Source organism: Allobosea sp. 10N428 (assembly GCF_056394545.1).
Genome location: NZ_JBFTIC010000003.1, coordinates 59,767 through 77,105, shown reverse-complemented (window position 1 = coordinate 77,105; position 17,339 = coordinate 59,767). Strand labels below are relative to the sequence as shown.

Annotated in this window: 20 protein-coding genes and 2 tRNA genes; 7 read left to right on the top strand and 15 right to left on the bottom strand. The window is 66.7% G+C overall.

Annotated features, from left to right (window positions below; translation table 11 throughout):
• Positions 1-4 precede the first annotated feature (4 nt).
• Positions 5-919 (bottom strand): hypothetical protein, encoded by a 915-nt coding sequence (locus tag AC1DDA_RS10590; protein WP_476795722.1) that lies wholly within the window; start codon positions 917-919, stop codon positions 5-7.
• 103 nt (positions 920-1,022) lie between these two features.
• Here AC1DDA_RS10590 and AC1DDA_RS10585 point away from each other — a divergent pair, with 103 nt between their 5' ends.
• Together AC1DDA_RS10585 and AC1DDA_RS10580 are read left to right on the top strand one after the other, a co-directional pair.
• Entirely contained in the window at positions 1,023-1,592 is a 570-nt protein-coding gene (locus tag AC1DDA_RS10585) for a nitroreductase family protein (RefSeq protein WP_476795721.1), read from the top strand.
• Between the two features lies 1 nt (position 1,593).
• Positions 1,594-2,202, top strand: coding sequence for a flavin reductase family protein (locus tag AC1DDA_RS10580; protein WP_476795720.1), 609 nt, complete (start codon positions 1,594-1,596; stop codon positions 2,200-2,202).
• Between the two features lie 8 nt (positions 2,203-2,210).
• Here the strand turns inward: AC1DDA_RS10580 and AC1DDA_RS10575 are convergent, their stop codons facing one another.
• The 3 genes from AC1DDA_RS10575 to AC1DDA_RS10565 are packed head-to-tail and all read right to left on the bottom strand — an operon-like array spanning position 2,211 to position 3,859.
• On the bottom strand, positions 2,211-2,426 hold the full coding sequence (locus tag AC1DDA_RS10575) for a heavy-metal-associated domain-containing protein (RefSeq protein WP_476795719.1): 216 nt from the start codon (positions 2,424-2,426) through the stop codon (positions 2,211-2,213).
• Positions 2,427-2,445: 19 nt separating this feature from the next.
• Positions 2,446-3,324 (bottom strand): HpcH/HpaI aldolase/citrate lyase family protein, encoded by an 879-nt coding sequence (locus tag AC1DDA_RS10570; RefSeq protein WP_476795718.1) that lies wholly within the window; start codon positions 3,322-3,324, stop codon positions 2,446-2,448.
• 4 nt (positions 3,325-3,328) lie between these two features.
• Complete coding sequence (locus AC1DDA_RS10565) at positions 3,329-3,859, bottom strand: MaoC family dehydratase (RefSeq protein ID WP_476796184.1); 531 nt, start codon at positions 3,857-3,859, stop codon at positions 3,329-3,331.
• Between the two features lie 251 nt (positions 3,860-4,110).
• Here AC1DDA_RS10565 and AC1DDA_RS10560 point away from each other — a divergent pair, with 251 nt between their 5' ends.
• The gene (locus tag AC1DDA_RS10560) at positions 4,111-5,175 is read left to right on the top strand and encodes a lytic transglycosylase domain-containing protein (RefSeq protein WP_476795717.1); all 1,065 of its coding nucleotides are present in this window, start codon (positions 4,111-4,113) and stop codon (positions 5,173-5,175) included.
• Positions 5,172-6,386: a DUF2336 domain-containing protein gene (locus AC1DDA_RS10555; protein WP_476795716.1), complete on the top strand. Its 1,215-nt coding sequence runs from the start codon at positions 5,172-5,174 to the stop codon at positions 6,384-6,386. Before AC1DDA_RS10560 ends, AC1DDA_RS10555 begins: the two co-directional genes overlap by 4 nt.
• A 13-nt stretch (positions 6,387-6,399) precedes the next feature.
• Here the strand turns inward: AC1DDA_RS10555 and AC1DDA_RS10550 are convergent, their stop codons facing one another.
• The 8 genes from AC1DDA_RS10550 to AC1DDA_RS10515 all read right to left on the bottom strand — a co-directional run bounded on the left by AC1DDA_RS10550 (position 6,400) and on the right by AC1DDA_RS10515 (position 12,875).
• Positions 6,400-7,173, bottom strand: a complete 774-nt coding sequence (locus AC1DDA_RS10550; protein ID WP_441512907.1) for an NAD kinase — start codon at positions 7,171-7,173, stop codon at positions 6,400-6,402.
• Between the two features lie 149 nt (positions 7,174-7,322).
• A complete protein-coding gene (locus tag AC1DDA_RS10545) occupies positions 7,323-8,192 on the bottom strand; it encodes an MBL fold metallo-hydrolase (protein ID WP_441512906.1) in 870 nt (289 codons plus the stop codon).
• Positions 8,193-8,380: 188 nt separating this feature from the next.
• Entirely contained in the window at positions 8,381-8,848 is a 468-nt protein-coding gene (locus tag AC1DDA_RS10540; RefSeq protein WP_476795715.1) for a hypothetical protein, read from the bottom strand.
• Between the two features lie 137 nt (positions 8,849-8,985).
• Complete coding sequence (locus AC1DDA_RS10535; RefSeq protein ID WP_476795714.1) at positions 8,986-9,489, bottom strand: hypothetical protein; 504 nt, start codon at positions 9,487-9,489, stop codon at positions 8,986-8,988.
• A 100-nt stretch (positions 9,490-9,589) separates the two neighbouring features.
• Positions 9,590-9,877, bottom strand: a complete 288-nt coding sequence (locus AC1DDA_RS10530) for a hypothetical protein (RefSeq protein ID WP_441512903.1) — start codon at positions 9,875-9,877, stop codon at positions 9,590-9,592.
• A 482-nt stretch (positions 9,878-10,359) separates the two neighbouring features.
• Positions 10,360-10,434: transfer RNA gene (locus AC1DDA_RS10525), tRNA-Thr, on the bottom strand.
• 297 nt (positions 10,435-10,731) lie between these two features.
• Positions 10,732-11,025 carry a GYD domain-containing protein gene (locus AC1DDA_RS10520; RefSeq protein WP_441512902.1) on the bottom strand — a complete coding sequence of 98 codons (294 nt, stop codon included), beginning with the start codon at positions 11,023-11,025 and terminating at the stop codon, positions 10,732-10,734.
• A gap of 239 nt (positions 11,026-11,264) precedes the next feature.
• Positions 11,265-12,875, bottom strand: a complete 1,611-nt coding sequence (locus AC1DDA_RS10515) for an MFS transporter (RefSeq protein WP_476795713.1) — start codon at positions 12,873-12,875, stop codon at positions 11,265-11,267.
• Positions 12,876-13,241: 366 nt separating this feature from the next.
• Here AC1DDA_RS10515 and AC1DDA_RS10510 point away from each other — a divergent pair, with 366 nt between their 5' ends.
• Positions 13,242-13,763 (top strand): hypothetical protein, encoded by a 522-nt coding sequence (locus AC1DDA_RS10510; protein WP_476795712.1) that lies wholly within the window; start codon positions 13,242-13,244, stop codon positions 13,761-13,763.
• 56 nt (positions 13,764-13,819) lie between these two features.
• Here AC1DDA_RS10510 and rlmB read toward each other — a convergent pair whose 3' ends face one another.
• On the bottom strand, positions 13,820-14,620 hold the full coding sequence (rlmB, locus tag AC1DDA_RS10505; protein ID WP_476779296.1) for a 23S rRNA (guanosine(2251)-2'-O)-methyltransferase RlmB: 801 nt from the start codon (positions 14,618-14,620) through the stop codon (positions 13,820-13,822).
• Between the two features lie 99 nt (positions 14,621-14,719).
• On the opposite strand from rlmB, the gene AC1DDA_RS10500 reads away from it, so the two are divergent.
• Positions 14,720-15,274, top strand: coding sequence for an AAA family ATPase (locus AC1DDA_RS10500; protein ID WP_476795711.1), 555 nt, complete (start codon positions 14,720-14,722; stop codon positions 15,272-15,274).
• A gap of 163 nt (positions 15,275-15,437) precedes the next feature.
• Positions 15,438-15,522 (top strand) — tRNA-Tyr (locus AC1DDA_RS10495).
• A 97-nt stretch (positions 15,523-15,619) separates the two neighbouring features.
• Here the strand turns inward: AC1DDA_RS10495 and AC1DDA_RS10490 are convergent.
• Both AC1DDA_RS10490 and AC1DDA_RS10485 read right to left on the bottom strand, forming a co-directional pair.
• Positions 15,620-16,651 (bottom strand): amino acid ABC transporter substrate-binding protein, encoded by a 1,032-nt coding sequence (locus AC1DDA_RS10490; protein WP_476795710.1) that lies wholly within the window; start codon positions 16,649-16,651, stop codon positions 15,620-15,622.
• Between the two features lie 41 nt (positions 16,652-16,692).
• The gene (locus AC1DDA_RS10485) at positions 16,693-17,328 is read right to left on the bottom strand and encodes a L,D-transpeptidase (protein WP_441512896.1); all 636 of its coding nucleotides are present in this window, start codon (positions 17,326-17,328) and stop codon (positions 16,693-16,695) included.
• Between the last annotated feature and the right edge of the window lie 11 nt (positions 17,329-17,339).

Genomic DNA, 17,339 nt, shown 5'->3' with positions numbered 1-17,339 from the left:
CCGACTATTTCGCGAGAACCTCGATATCGCGGTCGGAGCCCGACTCGACCTTGAAGTCGCGCGAATAGACCTGCCCCTCCTGCCGGGCGATCAGGACATAATCGCCCTCGGCCAGGATAACCTGCGGGAACGCGCCGATCGCCTCGCGGATGACGTCGCCGCCCGGCGTCAGCACGCTGAAAGCGGTGCCGGCGAAGGCCTCGCCTCCGGCGCTGGCGACGAGCTTCAGGGTGACCTTGGCGGCGCGGTGATGCAGCGTCGCTTCGGTGACCTTGCCGGTCTCGACCTTCACGTCGGCGCGCTGGATGGCGTTGGAATCGCCGTAGGTGGAGACGACGTGATAGGTGCCCTCGGGCAGGCGGATGATCTCGCCGGCCTTGGCACCGCTGGTGATGAGCCGCCCTTCCGAGTTTCCCTGCAAGGGTACGAAAACGGAGAAGGTGAGCTGCCCGGCCGGGATCGGCGCATCGCCGATCGAGCCCGCCAGCGAGAGTGCGCCGGCGCTGATCTGCACCTGATCACGCAGCCCCTGCGCACCCAGGCTGACGCGCTTTGTGCCGCTCGCGAAGCCATAGGCGGCGTGGATGATGTAGTTGCCCGGCGGCAGCGAGAAGCTGGGCTCGGACTCGGAGGAGCGCGCGATGATTTTCGGGGCCGACCCGTCCACGGTTTCGCCGAGGATGCGCCAGTTCAACCCGGACTTGATCAGCCTGCGATCGTTCGCGAACTGCGCGGAGACGCTGAGCCTGGCCTGCGCGCTCGGAGCGCCGGGGGCCGCGGGAGCCTGGGCGTCCGCACCGGGGCCGGTGTCGGGCGTCGTGGCCTGGGCCGAGGCCGAAGCCGGCGAGAGGAGGACGGACACGGCGAAGACGACGCCGGCGAGGCGGCGGCCAGCTTCAAAACCATCCAATTCAAACATGATTTCCGTCCTTGGCGCCCCTGCGGCCATGTATGAGCAGGCGCGCTTGTCCTCATCATGGCGAAGGAATAGGTCAATTCCATCGCCACCATCCGGATGTTTCATGACCGATACGCTCTCTCTGCTCAAGCTGCGTCGCTCTGTGCCGCCGCAGTTCCTCTCCGCTCCGGGGCCGCAGGGCGCCGAGCTCGACGAATTGCTCGCGATCGCTGCGCGCGTGCCGGACCACGGCAAGCTGACGCCCTGGCGCTTCATCATCTTCGCCGGCGCGGCGCGCGAGGAGGCGGCCGAGCAGGTCGCGCGGATCTATCGCGAGAAGAATCCGCAGGCGAGCGACGATCAGGTCGCGTTCGAGCGCAAGCGGCTGCTGCATGCACCCGTCATCGTGGCGGTGGTCTCGCGGGCGCGGGCGCACGTCAAGATCCCGCTGTGGGAGCAGGAGCTTTCGGCAGGCGCCGTCTGCATGAACATGCTCGTGGCCGCCTATGCCATGGGCTATGCCGGCTCCTGGCTGACGAACTGGTTCTCCTTCGACCGCGAGGTGATGACCGCGTTCGGGCTCGCCGAAGACGAGCGGATGGCCGGCTTCATCCATCTCGGCACGCCGACCGCACCGATCACCGATCGAGACCGCCCGGTGATGGCTGACATCGTCAGCTATTACGGAGCCTGACGTGACTTATTATTCCGCGACGAAGGACGATCTCGGCCTCGCTTACGACCCGTTCAAGGCGATCGTGGCGCCGAGGCCGATCGGCTGGATCACGGCGCTGAGCGCGAAGGGCGAGGTCAATCTCTCGCCCTACAGTTTCTTCAACGCCATCTCGTCGCGGCCGAACATCGTGATGTTCTCTTCGGAGGCCAAAAAGGATGCGGTCTCCTTCATCGAGGAGACCGGTGAGTTCACCTGCTCACTGGTGACGAAGGCCTTGGCCCACCCGATGAACCTGACCTCGGCGCCGCTGCCGCGCGGCGAAAGCGAGTATGTTCATGCCGGGCTCGAGATGGCGCCGTCGCGCTTCGTCAAGCCGCCGCGCGTGGCAGGCACGCCGGCTGCGCTCGAATGCAAGCTGCTGTCGATCCAGCAGCTTCATGATCTCGACGGCAACGCCGTGCCGCGCTGGATGGTGCTGGGGCAGGTCGTCGGCACCTTCATCGACGATGCCTTCGTCAAGGACGGGCGCTTCGACACGGCCGGCGCCAATCCGATCGCGCGCTGCGGTTATGCCGATTATTCCGAGGTGACGAGCCTGTTCTCGATCCAGCGGCCGGCGGGCGGATGAGCGAAGCCTCAGCCCTTGGCCAGCGGCCCCTGGGCGCGATAGTCGCCGAGCTGGGAGAGGGCGCGATTGATCGCCTCGGCGTCGAGGGGGACGCCATCCGGCAAGGTCAGTTGCGGCGGGTCGAACGTCACTTTCGCGCCCGGAGCGAGAGCCGTGGCCGCCTGCTGGACGCGCGAGGCGCAGCCGCCGCAATGCATGCCCGAAATCGCAAAAACCTGAGTCATCCGAATCACCTCCGGTCGATCATTCAGCCAGTTTCTGAGCGCGTGCGAGAAGCCGTTGCGCCCTGACCAGATGGGGACGATCGAGCATTTCGCCATCGAGGCCGATGACGCCGGCCCCCGGATTGGCTGCGAACAGCGCGACGATCTGCTCCGCCTTGGCGAGCGCTGCCGGCGATGGTGAAAAGATCTCGTTGATCGGCGCGACCTGGGCGGGGTGGATCGCCATCTTGCCGGTGAAGCCGTCGCGCCGCGCCGCGAGGCATTCGGCGCGGAAGGCGGCCTCGTCGCGGAAATTGGTGAAGACGGTGTCGATCGCCTCGACCTGCGCAGCCGTCGCCCCGAACAGGGTCAGCGAGCGGGCAAGGCGATAGGGATCGGCATAGCTGCCGTCCTCCAGCCTGTTGGTTTCGGCGCCGAGATCGGCCGACAGGTCCTCGGCTCCCCAGGTCAGGGCCATCAGCCGGTGCGAGGAGCGGCTATAGCTGCCGAGCCCGAAGATGCCCTTGGCGTTCTCGGTGGTGATGGGCACAATCCGCGTGGTACCGTCGGGCAGGTCCGACTCCGCCTCGCGCACGGCGATCTTGGCGGCGAGGTGGCCGACATCGGCGCCGCCTTCGGATTTCGGCAGCATGATCGCGTCCGGCGCACCGGGCATGACGGCGTCGAGATCGGCATCGCTCATGCCCGTCGCAAGACCGTTGATGCGCACGATCAGCAGCGGGCGCGCCGGCAACGGGCGGGTGGCATCCAGGAAGGCGCGGGTGATCTCGCGCGCCTGCGGCTTGGCATCGAGTGCGACGGAATCCTCCAGGTCGAGGATCAGCGCGTCGGCGCCGCTCTCCAGACCCTTCTGCTGCTTCTTCGGGCTGTCGCCCGGCACGAACAGGAGCGAGCGCATGCCGTCAGACCGCGATCGTGGTCGGGGCGGGGCGCTTGCGCATGAAGGCCTGGCGCCGGCACTGGGCGACGAGCGTGCCGTCCTGCTTGTACGCCTTGTGCAGGAAGTCGACGATGCCGGCATCGGGCCGCGAGCGCGACTCGCGCTTGGCGACGATCTCGGTGGTGCAGTTCACGGTGTCGCCCTCGAAGAGCGGGGCGGGGAAGACGACGTCGGTCATGCCGAGATTGCCGATGGTGGTGCCGACGGTGGTGTCGTTGACGGAAATGCCGATCATCAGCCCGAGCGTGAAGAGCGAGTTCATCAGCGGCTTGCCCCATTCCGTCTCGGTCGCGCAGAAATGTGCATCGATATGAAGCGGTTGCGGGTTGAGCGTCATGTTGGAGAACAACATGTTGTCCATCTGCGTGACGGTTCGGGTCAGGCCGTGCTCGATCACAGCACCGACCTGAAAATCCTCGAAATAGATACCGCCGCGTTTGTGACGCACCACATCCGTCATCGACGCCTCCGTCTTCGCATCGCCCGCCGGCAGATTGCCAGGCGTCCTATCGGGCGCGGGGGCAATCTATCTCCTTGTTTGGCATCGGATCGAAAACTGGGGCCCAGTTTTCGGTCCGGGCCATAGCCGGCACGAGAAGTCGTAGAATGCCATCCGCCGGGAGGGAAGCGGAAAGCGCGGCGTTAAGCTTCGGGGAGGGTCCTTAACGGTTCGCTTACCATAATGGAGCATTGTTTTGATTGCGCTTTCCGCAGTGCGTGGAAGCCGCATGCCGAAGGCTCGAGATGTTCCTGTTCACCACGCCGCAGACCCGCGACGCGCAGCCAGCCAACCCGGTCGTCAGCGCCATCCGTCAAGGCGCGGAGCGCACAGGTGCGGGCTTCGACTATCTGCTCAAGACGGCGCAGCGCGAATCTTCGCTGGAGCCGGACGCCAAGGCCAAGACGTCGAGCGCCACCGGACTCTTCCAGTTCATCGAGCAGACCTGGCTGTCCATGGTGAAGCAGGAGGGGCCGAAGCAGGGCCTCTCGCAATATGCCGATGCGATCTCCGAGAGCGGCGGGCGCCTGACGGTCGCCGACCCTTCCGCGCGCGAGAAGATCCTGCAATTGCGCAATGATCCACAGGTCGCCGCGCTGATGGCCGGCGCGCTGACGCAGAAGAATCGCGACCAGCTTGCCGGCGCCCTCGGGCGGCAGCCGCAGGCCGGCGAACTCTATATGGCCCATGTGCTCGGTGCGCGCGGCGCTTCCGACCTGATCAAGGCGGCGGCCAGCGATCCCAACCGTGTCGCGGCGCGCGACTTTCCGGAGGCCGCGGCGGCCAACCGGTCGATCTTCTACGACAAGGCGGGCCAGGCCCGCAGCGTCCAGGAGGTCTATGGCGTGCTGGCGGCGAGCCATGCCAGCACCCAGGTCGCGGCCAATGTCACGCAGAACGCGCAGGCAGGGCAGGGCGATATTCCGCAGGCCGAGATCGCCGTCGGCTTGCGCGAGGGCCGCGCGAAGGGGCTCGTCGGCCTGTTCTCCACCAATGGTTCGCGCGATCCTGTCTCGAAGGCCGTCGCCAATCTCTGGACAACGCCGAGCCGGGGTGGCACGCGCGTGGCTTCGCTCGATGGCGGGGAGCGCTATTTCCCCCGCCCCGGTGCGGCGTCGGCGTCGGATGCGAGCGCCTCGACCGGTAGTGCTGCGGCTGTCGATTCCGGCAAGATGGTCAACGCGCCGTTGCCGCCGTCGCGGCCGAGCGACCTGTCCCCGACCACGGCTGCGGTGTCGCAGACGGTGGGGAAAGCGCGTCGTGGCCCGCTCGACCTGTCGTCCTTCATGATCCAGCGGGGGGGAGCATGATCGTTCGCCGTTTCCTGCTCTGGGCCCGGACCGCACCGGCCGAAGCGCGCGCCTCGGGCGCCGCCGCGCTTGCGGGCGCCTATCTCCGTTCCGGCATGTCGGATGAGGACCGCCGCGAGGCTGAAACGGCGTTGATCGCGCTGATCGACGATCCCTCGCCGCTGGTTCGACGGGCGATCGCCGAGGAAATGGCGCCTTCGATGCGTACGCCGCGCAACCTCGCGCTCGGCTTGATCGCCGATCAGAGCGATGTGGCGGCGCTGGTCCTGGGGCATTCGCCGGTGCTGACCGAGGCCGATCTGGTCGATGCGGCGGCGGTCGGCGACACGCTGGCACAGCGCGCCATTGCGGGGCGCCGCTGCTTGCCGGTCAGCGTCTGCGCGGCATTGGCGGAGGTCGGTTGCGAAGAGGCGCTGATCACGCTTGCGGGCAATCGCACCGCTGAAATTCCCGACTTCTCGTTCGAACGCATGGTCGAGCGCCGCGGCGACAGCGGTGCGCTGCGCGAGGCGCTCCTTGAGCGGGCGGACCTGCCCGCTGGACTACGTCAGGTCATCGCTGCACGGGTGTCGGATACGCTTGCAAGCTTCGTCACCGGTTGCGGTTGGCTGACCGCCGAGCGCAGCGCCCGCCTCGCCCGCGAGGCCACCGAGCGCGTCGCCGTGGCGCTGGCGGCGGGAGGCGAGGCGACGGATGCACCGGCAATCGTCGAGGTCTTGCGCGCGACCGGGCGGCTGACGCCCGGCCTGATGCTGCGTTCCCTCCTGAGCGGCGAGCCGGCGTTGGCGGAGGCCGCCTTCGTGTCGCTTTCCGATTTGCCGGCCGCACGGGTCGCGGCCTTGCTGCGGGACAGGCGTGGTGCCGGGCTCAAGGCGCTGTGCCGCAAGGCCGGACTGCCGGCCGCGCTGGAACCGGCCTTCACGGCTGCAATCCTGGCGCTCAATGCCCGCGGCTTCGACGTTGGCGGTGCGCGGCCCGGCATCGACCGCGACCTGTTGCGGGACGTCCTGATCGTCTGCGAGTCGTTGGAAGGTTCGGAAGCCGACGCGCTCATGGCGCTGCTGCGACGCATGGATGCCGAAGCCGCCCGCGACGAGGCGAAGGCTCTGGCGGATTCATTCGCGGACGATGCGGCGCTTGCCCTGCTGATCGAAGCCGATCCGGCCTTCCTGGTCGAGCTCGAAGCGGCCGATCTCCGCGACGCGGCTTGAGGCCGGGCGCGGGCTAGTACCCGAACTGCTCGCGCAGGATGCGCTCGTCCAGGCTGTGGCCGGGATCATGCATCATGACGAGATCGACCGTGCGGTCGATCTCGATCGAAACGGAGCTGACCTCGTCGATCTGGGTGTGATCCGCAACGGCGCTGACCGGGCGCTTATCGGCTTCCAGCACTTCTATGAAAACTTTGGCATGGTCCGGGAGCAGCGCGCCGCGCCAGCGACGGGGCCGAAAGGCCGAGATCGGCGTCAGCGCCAGGAGCGGCGCATCGAGCGGCAGGATCGGCCCGTTGGCCGAGAGATTATATGCCGTGGAGCCGGCAGGCGTCGCGAGCAGCAGCCCGTCGGCGATCAACTCCGACAGCCGCACCTGCCCATCGACCGAAATCCTGAGCTTCGCGGCCTGGTAGGAGCGGCGCAGCAGCGAAACCTCGTTGATGGCCTTGGCCTGCACCGTTGCGCCGTTGCGGTCGATGGCCTGCATCGAGAGCGGGTGCACGATGCTGCGCTGGGCGGCCTCCAGCCGCTTTCGCAGGCCGCGTTCCTTGAACTCGTTCATCAGAAAGCCGACCGAGCCGCGATTCATCCCGTAGATCGGTTTGCCGGTCCCGAGAAAGCGGTGGAGCGTCTGCAGCATCAGCCCGTCGCCGCCGAGCGCGACCACGACATCCGCTTCCGCCGGATTGGCGTCGCCATAGCGCTCGACCAGCTTCTCCAGCGCCGCCTGCGCTTCAGGCGTATCATTGGCGACGAAGGAGATCGCCCCGAATCGGTCGTTCATTGCGTGTCCTGAAGGGGCAGGCCCTGCGGCATCGGCGCAGGCTTAACACGACCGGGGGGCAAGTCGCGAGGCGGGCGCGACAACAAAGTCGCCGTCATGAAAAGGCCGGGCTGCGCGCCCGGCCTCGAAGAGAAGCGGCGAAACGGGGCTCAGATCGCCGGGGTCCACTGGACCGGGACCATCTCAAAGCCATTGCCGTCCTTCGCGATGTGTCCGACGGCCGGGAACGGTGCGTGATAGAAGGCGACCTGCATCCGATCGGCCGAGACCATGTCGAGCAGCTTGCGTCGCGTAGCGGCAGCCTGTGGGCCATCCATGTCGAAGACGGCCGACCAATCGGGGTTGCGCACGAAGAGCGCCGGATGATTGGTCGTGTCCGACATAATCATCAGCTTGCCGTTGCCCGAAGTGAGGGCGAAGACGGTGTGGCCGGGGGTGTGGCCGGGGGCAGCGATCGGGGTCAGCCCCGGCAGGATCTCCTTGCCCGGCTCGAACTGCTTCACGTCCTTGGCTACCGGGCCGAAGACGCGTCGGACGCCGGCAAAGGCGCCCTTCATGGCCTCGGGCGCCGCGCTCATCTTGGCGTCGTCCATCCAGAAGGCCCATTCGGCGGCTGGCACCATGACTTCCGCATTCGGGAAGACGGCCGTGCCGTCCTTGAGCCGGAAACCGTTGATGTGATCGCCATGGAAATGGCTGAACACCACGGTCGAGACGTCCTTCGCATCGAAGCCCGCTGCCTTGAAATTCTTCATCCAGGTCCCGGAAGTCGGGGCGCCGGAATTGCCGTTGCCGGTGTCGATCAGCGTGAGCTTGCCGCCACTCTGGATGGCGAGCGTGGTGAAGGTGATGTTCAGCGCGTCCTGCGGCAGGAAGGCCTGCTCCATCGCTTTCTTGACGTCGCCGAGCTCCGCATTGCGAACGAACCCTTCCAGCGGGCGCTGGGCGAAGCCGTCGTTGATCGCGGTCAGCGTGATGTCGCCGACCTTGTAGCGATAGAAACCGGGGGCTTGATTCACGGGAGCTCCTTGCGCTTGGGCCAGACCGAGCCCTGGAAGGTCCAGGGTTGCAGCTGCGACGAGAGCACCTGCACCCGCCATCGCGGTCCGGCGCGAAAATCTTATATCCTGCATGGTGTTCTCCCCTCAGATCGCAGGCAGACTAGCGAGGGGAGGTTACCGTTCAACCGCGACGATGTGCCGATAGGTCAAGTTTCCGTGAGGCGGTTGGTGGGCTGGGTTGCGCAGGCGGCAGCTTCCGCGGCCCCGGTATCCTCTCCGTCCGCAGAATCGCGTCGCGCGAGGGCGCGCAGCATCGCGGCGCAAAGAGCAAGCGACCCCATCATGCCCTGGCCCGAGCAGTCGGCGACGAGGGCCTGGAACGCCGTGGCTTCGTCGCCGACCAGGCATTGCAGGCTCCAGCTCCACCCGGGCGCCTTCTGCCGCAGGAGCGAGACGGCGACGTCGATGTCGGCGCTGACCGCCCCGAGCGTCTTCCAGAAGGAGCCGTGCTGATAGATCCCGCCGGCCGGCGTGCGGCGCGTGGCGAGCCGCGTCGGCTTGCGCCGCACGGTGTATCCGAGCGCCTCGTAGATATCGGCATCGAGTTCCCGGTCGGGCTTGCCGGAGGCCTCGCAGCGTGCGGCCAGTGTCAGAAGATGAGTCCGGTCGTCCATTCCGGGTTCGCACAAGCGTCGTTGGGGGGCGACGCCGCCTGACGGCGGCGGCGCGACCGAACATCTATCCCATGAAGGTGCGTGTCGGCCAGCCATCTGTGCATGGGCCGGTCGATCCGAGCTGCCTTCGCCGCGCGTCAGTAGCCGACGACGGTGCCGCGGGCCTGACCGCCGGGCACGCGGCAGGAACAGCCTGTGCCAAGCGGGGCGGGCGCATAGAGCGTGCAGATCCTCACCGGCGTGCTGCATTGGCCGCCGTCCGCGGCAGGTACGATCTCATAGGCCGGGTAGGCAGGGTAACCGTAGGCCGGGTAGGCATAGGCCGGATAGGCCGCCACGGCGCCGAGGGTCGCAGCTGCGGCAAGGCCGGAAGCAACGCCCCAATAGGGATAGCCGCCCCAGCCCCCATAGCGCCGATAGGGATAGTAACCGCCCCGGAAATAGCGCGGGTAGAAGCCGCCGCCATGCCAGCCCCAGCCGCCACGCCAGGCGCCGCCATAGGGCCTCATGCCTATGCCGTAGCCGTGAAACCCGCCCGCACGGAAGCCGCCGCCTCCGAAACGATATTGAGCGGTCGCTGCGAAACCGGAGGCCAGCAGCAACGGCACAACAGATACGGCGAGAAGCAGAGAGCGACGCATGCGAACCTCCCCAGAGAACAGCACTCACCCCGAACTTTGAACGTTGCCCCGCGGCGCAGGTTCCATCGAGATCACCGCGTACGCCAGGGGCGGGCCGCGATCAGTCGAACCAGCGCGACTGCGATTTGCAGCGGTAGCCGACAAAGCAGGCTTCCTGGTCACGACTGGGCACCCAGGCCGGATCGAGCGATTCGTCGAACTGGCAGAAGCTGCGGTCCCGGACGAAGCGGTCATAGGTGAAGCCGCCTGTGCCCAGCACGATCGCGCCATGCACCTGGACATCCCTCTGGCTGGCCGCACAAGGGCGCGTCACGGTGGAAGGGCGCGCCTGAGCCAGCGCAGCGCCTGCATTCAGCACGAGAACGAGCGTGAGAGCGACGGCCTTCATCGGAGCCTCCCGATCTGTCGAGCCGGACTGACCCGCTTCGTCAGCACGTTCCCGGAGCGGGGCGGATGTCAATCCCGAAGCGAACTTCCTCAAGCCAGCCAAGGCTGCGATGCCATGGCAACGGCTTGCCCGGAAGTATCGCGATCGTATCCGTCTGGCTTGCGGCTGTACCGGCACAAGGAAGCGCCGGGGCGCTTACGAGGCTGCAGCGAGCACCAGCAGGGCACCCATGATGTTGATCGCCGTCAGCAACCAGTGAGGCACGACCGCGGCGACGATTGCCGGAACTTCGCCGTTCTCGAACATCGCCCCCCTCGCGCCACGTTCCAACCCGCCGATTTCAAGAGATTTGTGGAAGCTTCGCAGCCCCCAAACGGGGGCATCTCGACGCGGTTCCAAGCGCACCCGGGGGACGTGAGAGCGAGGGGCCGGATCGTATCCGGCGCCTCGCATCAACATCTTGAAATTATTCTGGAATTCATTGGTGCCGGTGGAGAGGATCGAACTCCCGACCTTCGGTTTACAAAACCGCTGCACTACCGCTGTGCTACACCGGCACTCCTGACCGCGCGGCCAGGATAGCCGCCGACGGAATTTTCGCGTCGGCGGTGCCGTAGCGGTTACCAGCCGATGGCGGCAAGAGCAAGCATCTCCGATGCGACTGTTGCCGATCCGTCGCGCAGCATGCGTTCGCCATGACGTGCGGGCCCGTTTCACGAGCGCTTTCCTGGCCTCATCGTCCGGCCGGCAGGCCCGCGCATCGGACCAATAAGCGGAATCCACCTTTCGGAGAAATCCGATGCACCAACAAGGCGTTAGAGCGCTGCGTAGCGCCGGAATGGACGCACGAGGATCTAGCTCACCGAGCGGATGATTTCGCGATAGGCGGCCTCGGGAAAGGCCTTGAGGGTCTGGGTGCGGACATTGCCGAGCATGCCCAATTGCAAGCAGAAGCGGGCCTGGACCGCATCGTCCGGCGCCTCGCAGACGATCACCATGTCGTATTTGCCCATGGTCATGAAAAAGGCCTTGAACTCGCCGCCCATCTCCTTGAGCGCCTTTTTGGCGGCGTCGAGACGGCTCGGCGAGGCGTTGACGTGGCGCGCGCCCTGATCGGTCCAATTGGCCAGCATGATGTAGGTCGTCATTGCGCTACTCCCTGAAACGGCCCGGCCTGTTCATCGGAAGTATCGGGCGGCGACCCGATCGTCGCCGCTGGTTGGGATGGCTCATGCCATCTGCCGGACCTTGACGTTACGATAGCACGGCGAGCGGCGGAACAGCATGGCAAAGCCGCTTTGGGGCAGCGAGAGGAGTCCCGGGCGCGAGCACAAAGAAAAGGCCCCGCCCTTGCAGGCGGGGCCGAGAAGATCGCTTGAAGTGGCGGTTACTTCAGGATGTCGCGGTCCTTGGTTTCCGGCAGGAAGAGCAGGCCGATCACGAAGGTGCCGAGCGCCACGATGATCGGATACCAGAGGCCGGAGAAGATGTTGCCGCTGGCGGCCACGATCGCGAAGGCGGTCGGAGGCAGGAAGCCGCCGAACCAGCCGTTGCCGATGTGATAGGGCAGCGACATGCCGGAGTAGCGGATGCGGGTCGGGAAGAGTTCGACCAGCAGCGCCGCGATCGGGCCGTAGACCATCGTCACGAAGAGGACGAGCACGAACAGGATGCCGACAGCCTTCATGGCGCGGCCGTCGGTCAGCACCTGGCCGATCGAGGGCGTCTTCAGGATGGTCGCGTCACCCACCTTCGGATAGCCGGCGGCCTGGGCGGCAGTGATGAGATCCGCAGCTCCGCTCGGCGCATCCTTGCCGTTGATCGTTGCCTTGAGCGGCGAGCCAGCCGGGCCGGGCACGAGATCGTAGTGGATCGAGTTGGTGGCCAGCGTGCGGCGGACGACGTCGCAGGGCTTGGTGAAGGTGCGCACGCCAACCGGGTCGAACAGCGTACCGCACTCGGCCGGATCGGCGCTGAGGACGAGCTTCACGTTGTCGGTGGCCGCGATCAGCTTCGGGTTGGCCGTGCTGGCGAGCATCGTAAACAGCGGGAAGTAGGTCAGCGCCGCGATCAGGCAGCCGGCGAGCAGGATGGGCTTGCGGCCGATCTTGTCAGAGAGCCAGCCGAACAGGATGAAGAACGGCGTGCCGGCGAGCAGCGAGAGCGCGATCAGCAGGTTGGCGGTGGTTCCGTCGATCTTCAACGTCTGCGTCAGGAAGAAGAGCGCGTAGAACTGGCCGGTGTACCAGACCACCGCCTGGCCGGCGGTGCCGCCGAGCAACGCGATGATGCCGATCTTGGCATTCGCCCAGGTGCCGAAGGCTTCGGAGAGCGGGGCCTTCGAATGGGTGCCTTCTTCCTTCATCTTCACGAAGGCAGGCGATTCGGAGAGCTGGAGGCGGATCCAGATCGAGAAGCCGAGCAGGATGATCGAGAGCAGGAACGGAACGCGCCAGCCCCAGGCGGCGAAGGCTTCCGGCGTCATGCTGAGGCGCAGCCCGAGAATCACGATCAGCGACAGGAACAGGCCGACAGTCGCGGTGGTCTGGATCCACGAGGTATAGAAGCCGCGCCGGCCCATCGGGGCATGCTCGGCGACATAGGTCGCGGCGCCGCCATACTCGCCGCCGAGCGCGAGGCCCTGCAGCAGGCGGCAGGCGATGAAGATCGCGGGGGCGGCGTAACCGATGGTCTGGAAGCCGGGCAACAGGCCGACGAGGAAGGTCGAAATGCCCATCACGGTCATCGTGACGAGGAAGGTGTATTTGCGGCCGATCATGTCGCCGAGGCGGCCGAAGAACAGCGCACCGAAGGGACGGACCGCGAAGCCGGCCGCGAAACCGAACAGCACGAAGATGAACTTCGCCGTGTCGTTGTCGCCGGGCACGAAGGTCTGGGCGATGTTGGCGGCGAGCGAGCCCGCCAGATAGAAGTCATACCACTCGAAGACCGTGCCGGCCGACGAGGCAATGATGACTTTCCGCTCTTCCTTGGTCATCGGCCGAGGGGCTGCCCTCGAATCCGATGTTTGCGATGCCATGCTCATGGCGGTTGTCTCCCCTGGTAAAGCCCGGAAGCCGGGATGTCCCGGCCGGTTCCTTCCGCGCGGCTCGCGCTTCTGATGTGGCGATGACCGCGATGCCGGGTGGCGGACAAATCCCGCCACGCCAGGCTGGATCAGAGATTTGCGCGCGTATTGTCGCAGGGGCAATCGAGCACTTGGTCTTGCACCATTCGTCTTAAGACTATCGACGAGGCGGGCGGGCGACCAACGGCTGTGGAAAAGCTGTGGCTTTCCAGCAGACAAGGCGGCATTATAGTCCTCTTGGGGAGGCCTGACGAGATGCGGTGGAGGAAGCGCGCGATGTCGCGGCTTGCGATCGCCTTGTCGTGTGGTTTCTGCGTCGCTGCGTCGCTGTCGACGGGCACCTGGGCTGCCGGGCGCGGCGGCGGACACGGCATAGCTGTCTCGATAGGCCACGGGCGGGCCATTGTCGGGCATCCCATCCAAGCCGCTCGGGCCTGGCGCGGCGCCGGCCGTGGTGCGCGGGGCTGGCATCATCGCCGCTTCGGCGGGAATTCGCTGGGTTATGACTGGCCCTGGTACGATGTCGGCGGGCCGACAGGCGGTGTCAGCGTTATTGAGCAGCAAGCCGAGGCTCCGCAGACGATCGACCCCGACGCTTTCGAGAACCTGCCGGTGCGGGCCGGGATCCAGCGCTCGCCCACGCCGGAGCCGACCATCTACCTGCTGGAGGGGCCACGCTCGCGCCCGGTCGCTCGCATCATCCGGATTGGCGGTGCCGACGATGCCCGCGGCGGCGCCCGCAGCCGGTACGCCCATGCCGAGACGGGCGCGTTGCTGCTGACGGTGCCGCGCCGCTGATCCGAATTCGCCCGCCCCGGGCAAGCCTCGGCTGAGCCGGGGCTTCGGTTTCGTCTCTAGCGGCGGCTTGCGACGTAGAGCGCGATGGCGGTGGCGTTAGAGACGTTGAGGCTGGTGATCGCGCCGGGGACTTCGAGCCGTGCGACGTGATCGCAGAGTTCGCGGGTGCGCTGGCGCAGGCCCTTGCCTTCCGCTCCCATCACCATGATGAGCGGCCGCTTCAGTGCCACGTCGTCGAGCGCGACGTCTCCATCCGAATCGAAGCCGATGCGCTGGAAGCCGCGCTTGCCGAGCGTCTCCAGCGCATCGCCGAGATTGCGGACGGAGATCAAAGGCACATGCTCCAGCGCGCCGGAGGCCGATTTTGCCAGCACGCCGGTAGCCGCCGGCGAATGGCGGATGGTGACGATGACCGCCGCCGCGCCGAATGCGGCCGCGGAGCGCAGGATGGCGCCGACATTGTGAGGGTCGGTGATCTGGTCGAGCGCCAGCACGACAGCGTCGTCCGGCAGACTGTCGAGTTCGGGCGAGGGCAGAGGATCGCAGACCAGATAAAGGCCCTGATGCACCGAATCAGGCGTGAGGAGCCGATCGATCTCGGAGGGGCGCACGATCTCGGCTTCCAGCGGCAACGTGCCTACCACCTCCTGCAATCGCCTCAGCCCGTTCTCGGTGGCGAGCAGGCGCCGGTGGCGGCGCTGCGGGTTGCGTAGGGCTTCGACCACGGGATGCACGCCGTAGAGCACGGCCTCGTCGATATCACCGGGCCGATGCGGCGGCGGACCACCGGCGCCGCGGGCGCTGCCGGGTCTGCCGCCTGCGGGCCTGGCTTGTTTCGGACGGAATGGCGGGGCCATCGCATTCTCCAGATTGACCGGAGTGCCGTGCCATGGCGCGAGGCGCTTGGCCAGAGCCAAGCGCGCGGCGTGGACGGATCGCTGAGGAAAGGAGCGACCATGACAGAAGACAGAGACCGGCTGATCGTCCTCACCGGAGGGCCCGGCTCAGGCAAGACGACCCTGATCGAGGCGCTGGCGAAGCGCGGCCATGCCGTGCAGCCCGAGGCCGGCCGGGCTGTTATCCGCGACCAGCAGGCGATGGGTGGCGAGGGATTGCCGTGGAAGAATCGAGCGCTCTTCGCAGAGCTGATGCTCGCGGCCGATCTGCGCGGCTACGATGAGGCGTGCGGGCATGGCAAGCTTGTCTTCTTCGACCGCGGCCTGCCCGACATCGCAGGCTATCTCACGCTCTGTGGATTGCCGGTGCCACCCCATGTCGAGGCTGTGGTGGAACGATTCCGCTATCGCAGGACCGTATTCATTGCGCCGCCATGGCCTGCGATCTTCGGGCAGGATGCCGAACGCAAGCAGGACTTCGCGGAGGCCGTGCGGACCTATGACGCGATGGCCCGGACCTATCCGCACTACGGCTACGATCTCGTCGAATTGCCGCGGGAAAGCGTCGAAATCCGTGTCGCTTTTATCCTGGAGCGCCTCGGCGCTGCGAGCTGAGCGATTTCGGGCCGGGTTGGCTTCACAGGGAATTCGCATCTCCGGTCTTTTTGCCGTTGACAGGGCGCGGCCCGGTCACCATAAGTCCGGCCGCGCCTGCCGGTCGTCGCGAAAGTGACATATCGGTGGCCCTCGGCCCCACAGGCCGATCATGGGCGCAGGCGGGGGAATGTCCCGAGCGGCAAAGGGGGCGGACTGTAAATCCGCTGGCTATGCCTTCGCAGGTTCGAGTCCTGCTTCCCCCACCACCCATCTCCTTCAAATTCGAAATGGCTCGGCTTCTGCCGCTGATGCCATGTCGAGAGCGGGCCTGAACCCGCTCCCGACGAAAGCAGCCGCTATGGTCTACCGCAGCGGCGGAGCGTAGAGCACGCCGCCCATGCTCCAGAGTTGGTTGAGGCCGCGCGGGATACCGAGCTTCGAGCCGGTTCCGAGATTGCGCTCATAGATCTCGGCGTAGTTCCCGGTCGCCTTGACCGCCCGGATCGCCCAGTCCGCATCGAGCCCCATGGCCTTGCCGAAGCCGCCTTCCGCACCGGTGAAGCGGCGTGCGTCGGGTTTCTGCGATTTCAGGGCCTCGTCGACATTGGCGGTGGAAATGCCGAGCTCCTCTGCGTTGACTAGTGCGAAGTTCACCCACTTCACCACGTTGAACCAGGGGAAGTCGTCGCTGCGCACCACCGGCCCGAGCGGCTCCTTCGAGATCACGTCCGGCAGCACGACCGCATCCGCGGGCTTCGCCAGCCTGAGCCGCTCGCCGTGCAGCGCCGACTGGTCGCGGCTCAGCACATCGCATTGTCCGCCCTCGAAGGCAGCGAAGGCTTCCGCGGCGCTCGGATAGACCTTCTCCTCGTAAGTCATGGAATTGGCCTTGAAGAAGTCGGCGAGGTTGAGCTGCGTCGTGGTGCCGCCCTCGACGCAGATCTTCGCCTTGTCGAGGGAGAGCGCGCTGTCGACCTTGAGCGAACGCTTCGCCAGGAAGCCCTGCCCGTCGTGATAGGTGATGCCGGCGAAGGCGAGGCCCAGTTCCGCTTCGCGGCCGAGAGTCCAGGTCGAGTTGCGTGCCAGCAGATCGACCTTGCCGCCCTTCAGCGCGTCGAAGCGCTCGCTCGCGGAGAGCGGGGTGAAGGCGACCTTGTTCGCGTCGCCGAGGACGGCGGCCGCGACGGCGCGGCAGAAATCGACGTCGAAGCCGTTCCATTTGCCTTCGGAGTCCTTGGCCGAGAAGCCGAGGACGCCTTCGCTGACGCCGCATTGGAGCGTGCCGCGCTGCTTTACCGTCTCAAGCGTGCCTGCCCCTGCCGGGGCCGCCAGCGTGGCGGCCAGCGCGGCGCCGGCGGCGAGGCCGGGCAGGCGAAACCATGAGGCCTTTGACATGGCTCTCTTCTCCCTTCGGATTCGGTTGCGCACCGCGCCGGTCAGAGCGTGGCGTTGTGGCGGATGATGACCTTGGTCCCGACCGGGACGCGCTCGTAGAGGTCGATGATGTCGCCATTGGCGAGCCGGAAACAGCCGGAGGAGATCGCCTGGCCGATCGTCTCCGGCTGGTTGGTGCCATGGACGCGGAACACGGTCGAGCCGAGATAGAGGGCACGCGCGCCCATCGGGTTGCCCGGTCCGCCGGCCATGAAACGCGGCAGATAGGGCTGGCGCTGCAGCATCTCCGGCGGCGGGCGCCAATCCGGCCATTCGGACTTGCGGCTGACCTGGACCTGGCCGGACCAGGTGAAGCCCTCGCGGCCCACACCGATGCCGTAGCGCAGCGCGCGGCCATTGCCCTGCACCACGTAGAGGAAGCGCTCGCCGGAATGGATCACGACCGTGCCGGGCGCCTCGTTGGAGCGGAACAGCACCATCTGGCGGGCATAGGGGCCGTCGGTGATGGTCACTTCCTCGGTCGAGATGCGGCCGGGCTCGTCGCCGATATCCATCGTCTCCTTCATCGCCGCCGGCGCGCGCGGCTGCGCCAGGGAGGCGCCGGAGAGGGCGAGCAGCGGCAGGCAGGCGAAGCCGGCAGCGAGGCCGATGCCGGCGAGGGTCTTTGAGAGGTTCATGTCCCGTCAGC

What these genes read in the sequence shown, in the direction of transcription:
- AC1DDA_RS10590 (WP_476795722.1), bottom strand. Translation starts at nt 919, where the DNA reads ATGTTTGAATTGGATGGTTTTGAAGCTGGCCGCCGCCTCGCCGGCGTC.
- AC1DDA_RS10585 (WP_476795721.1), top strand. Translation starts at nt 1,023, where the DNA reads ATGACCGATACGCTCTCTCTGCTCAAGCTGCGTCGCTCTGTGCCGCCG.
- AC1DDA_RS10575 (WP_476795719.1), bottom strand. Translation starts at nt 2,426, where the DNA reads ATGACTCAGGTTTTTGCGATTTCGGGCATGCATTGCGGCGGCTGCGCC.
- AC1DDA_RS10570 (WP_476795718.1), bottom strand. Translation starts at nt 3,324, where the DNA reads ATGCGCTCGCTCCTGTTCGTGCCGGGCGACAGCCCGAAGAAGCAGCAG.
- AC1DDA_RS10560 (WP_476795717.1), top strand. Translation starts at nt 4,111, where the DNA reads ATGTTCCTGTTCACCACGCCGCAGACCCGCGACGCGCAGCCAGCCAAC.
- AC1DDA_RS10555 (WP_476795716.1), top strand. Translation starts at nt 5,172, where the DNA reads ATGATCGTTCGCCGTTTCCTGCTCTGGGCCCGGACCGCACCGGCCGAA.
- AC1DDA_RS10550 (WP_441512907.1), bottom strand. Translation starts at nt 7,173, where the DNA reads ATGAACGACCGATTCGGGGCGATCTCCTTCGTCGCCAATGATACGCCT.
- AC1DDA_RS10540 (WP_476795715.1), bottom strand. Translation starts at nt 8,848, where the DNA reads ATGGACGACCGGACTCATCTTCTGACACTGGCCGCACGCTGCGAGGCC.
- AC1DDA_RS10535 (WP_476795714.1), bottom strand. Translation starts at nt 9,489, where the DNA reads ATGCGTCGCTCTCTGCTTCTCGCCGTATCTGTTGTGCCGTTGCTGCTG.
- AC1DDA_RS10530 (WP_441512903.1), bottom strand. Translation starts at nt 9,877, where the DNA reads ATGAAGGCCGTCGCTCTCACGCTCGTTCTCGTGCTGAATGCAGGCGCT.
- AC1DDA_RS10520 (WP_441512902.1), bottom strand. Translation starts at nt 11,025, where the DNA reads ATGACGACCTACATCATGCTGGCCAATTGGACCGATCAGGGCGCGCGC.
- AC1DDA_RS10515 (WP_476795713.1), bottom strand. Translation starts at nt 12,875, where the DNA reads ATGACCAAGGAAGAGCGGAAAGTCATCATTGCCTCGTCGGCCGGCACG.
- AC1DDA_RS10510 (WP_476795712.1), top strand. Translation starts at nt 13,242, where the DNA reads ATGTCGCGGCTTGCGATCGCCTTGTCGTGTGGTTTCTGCGTCGCTGCG.
- rlmB (WP_476779296.1), bottom strand. Translation starts at nt 14,620, where the DNA reads ATGGCCCCGCCATTCCGTCCGAAACAAGCCAGGCCCGCAGGCGGCAGA.
- AC1DDA_RS10500 (WP_476795711.1), top strand. Translation starts at nt 14,720, where the DNA reads ATGACAGAAGACAGAGACCGGCTGATCGTCCTCACCGGAGGGCCCGGC.
- AC1DDA_RS10490 (WP_476795710.1), bottom strand. Translation starts at nt 16,651, where the DNA reads ATGTCAAAGGCCTCATGGTTTCGCCTGCCCGGCCTCGCCGCCGGCGCC.
- AC1DDA_RS10485 (WP_441512896.1), bottom strand. Translation starts at nt 17,328, where the DNA reads ATGAACCTCTCAAAGACCCTCGCCGGCATCGGCCTCGCTGCCGGCTTC.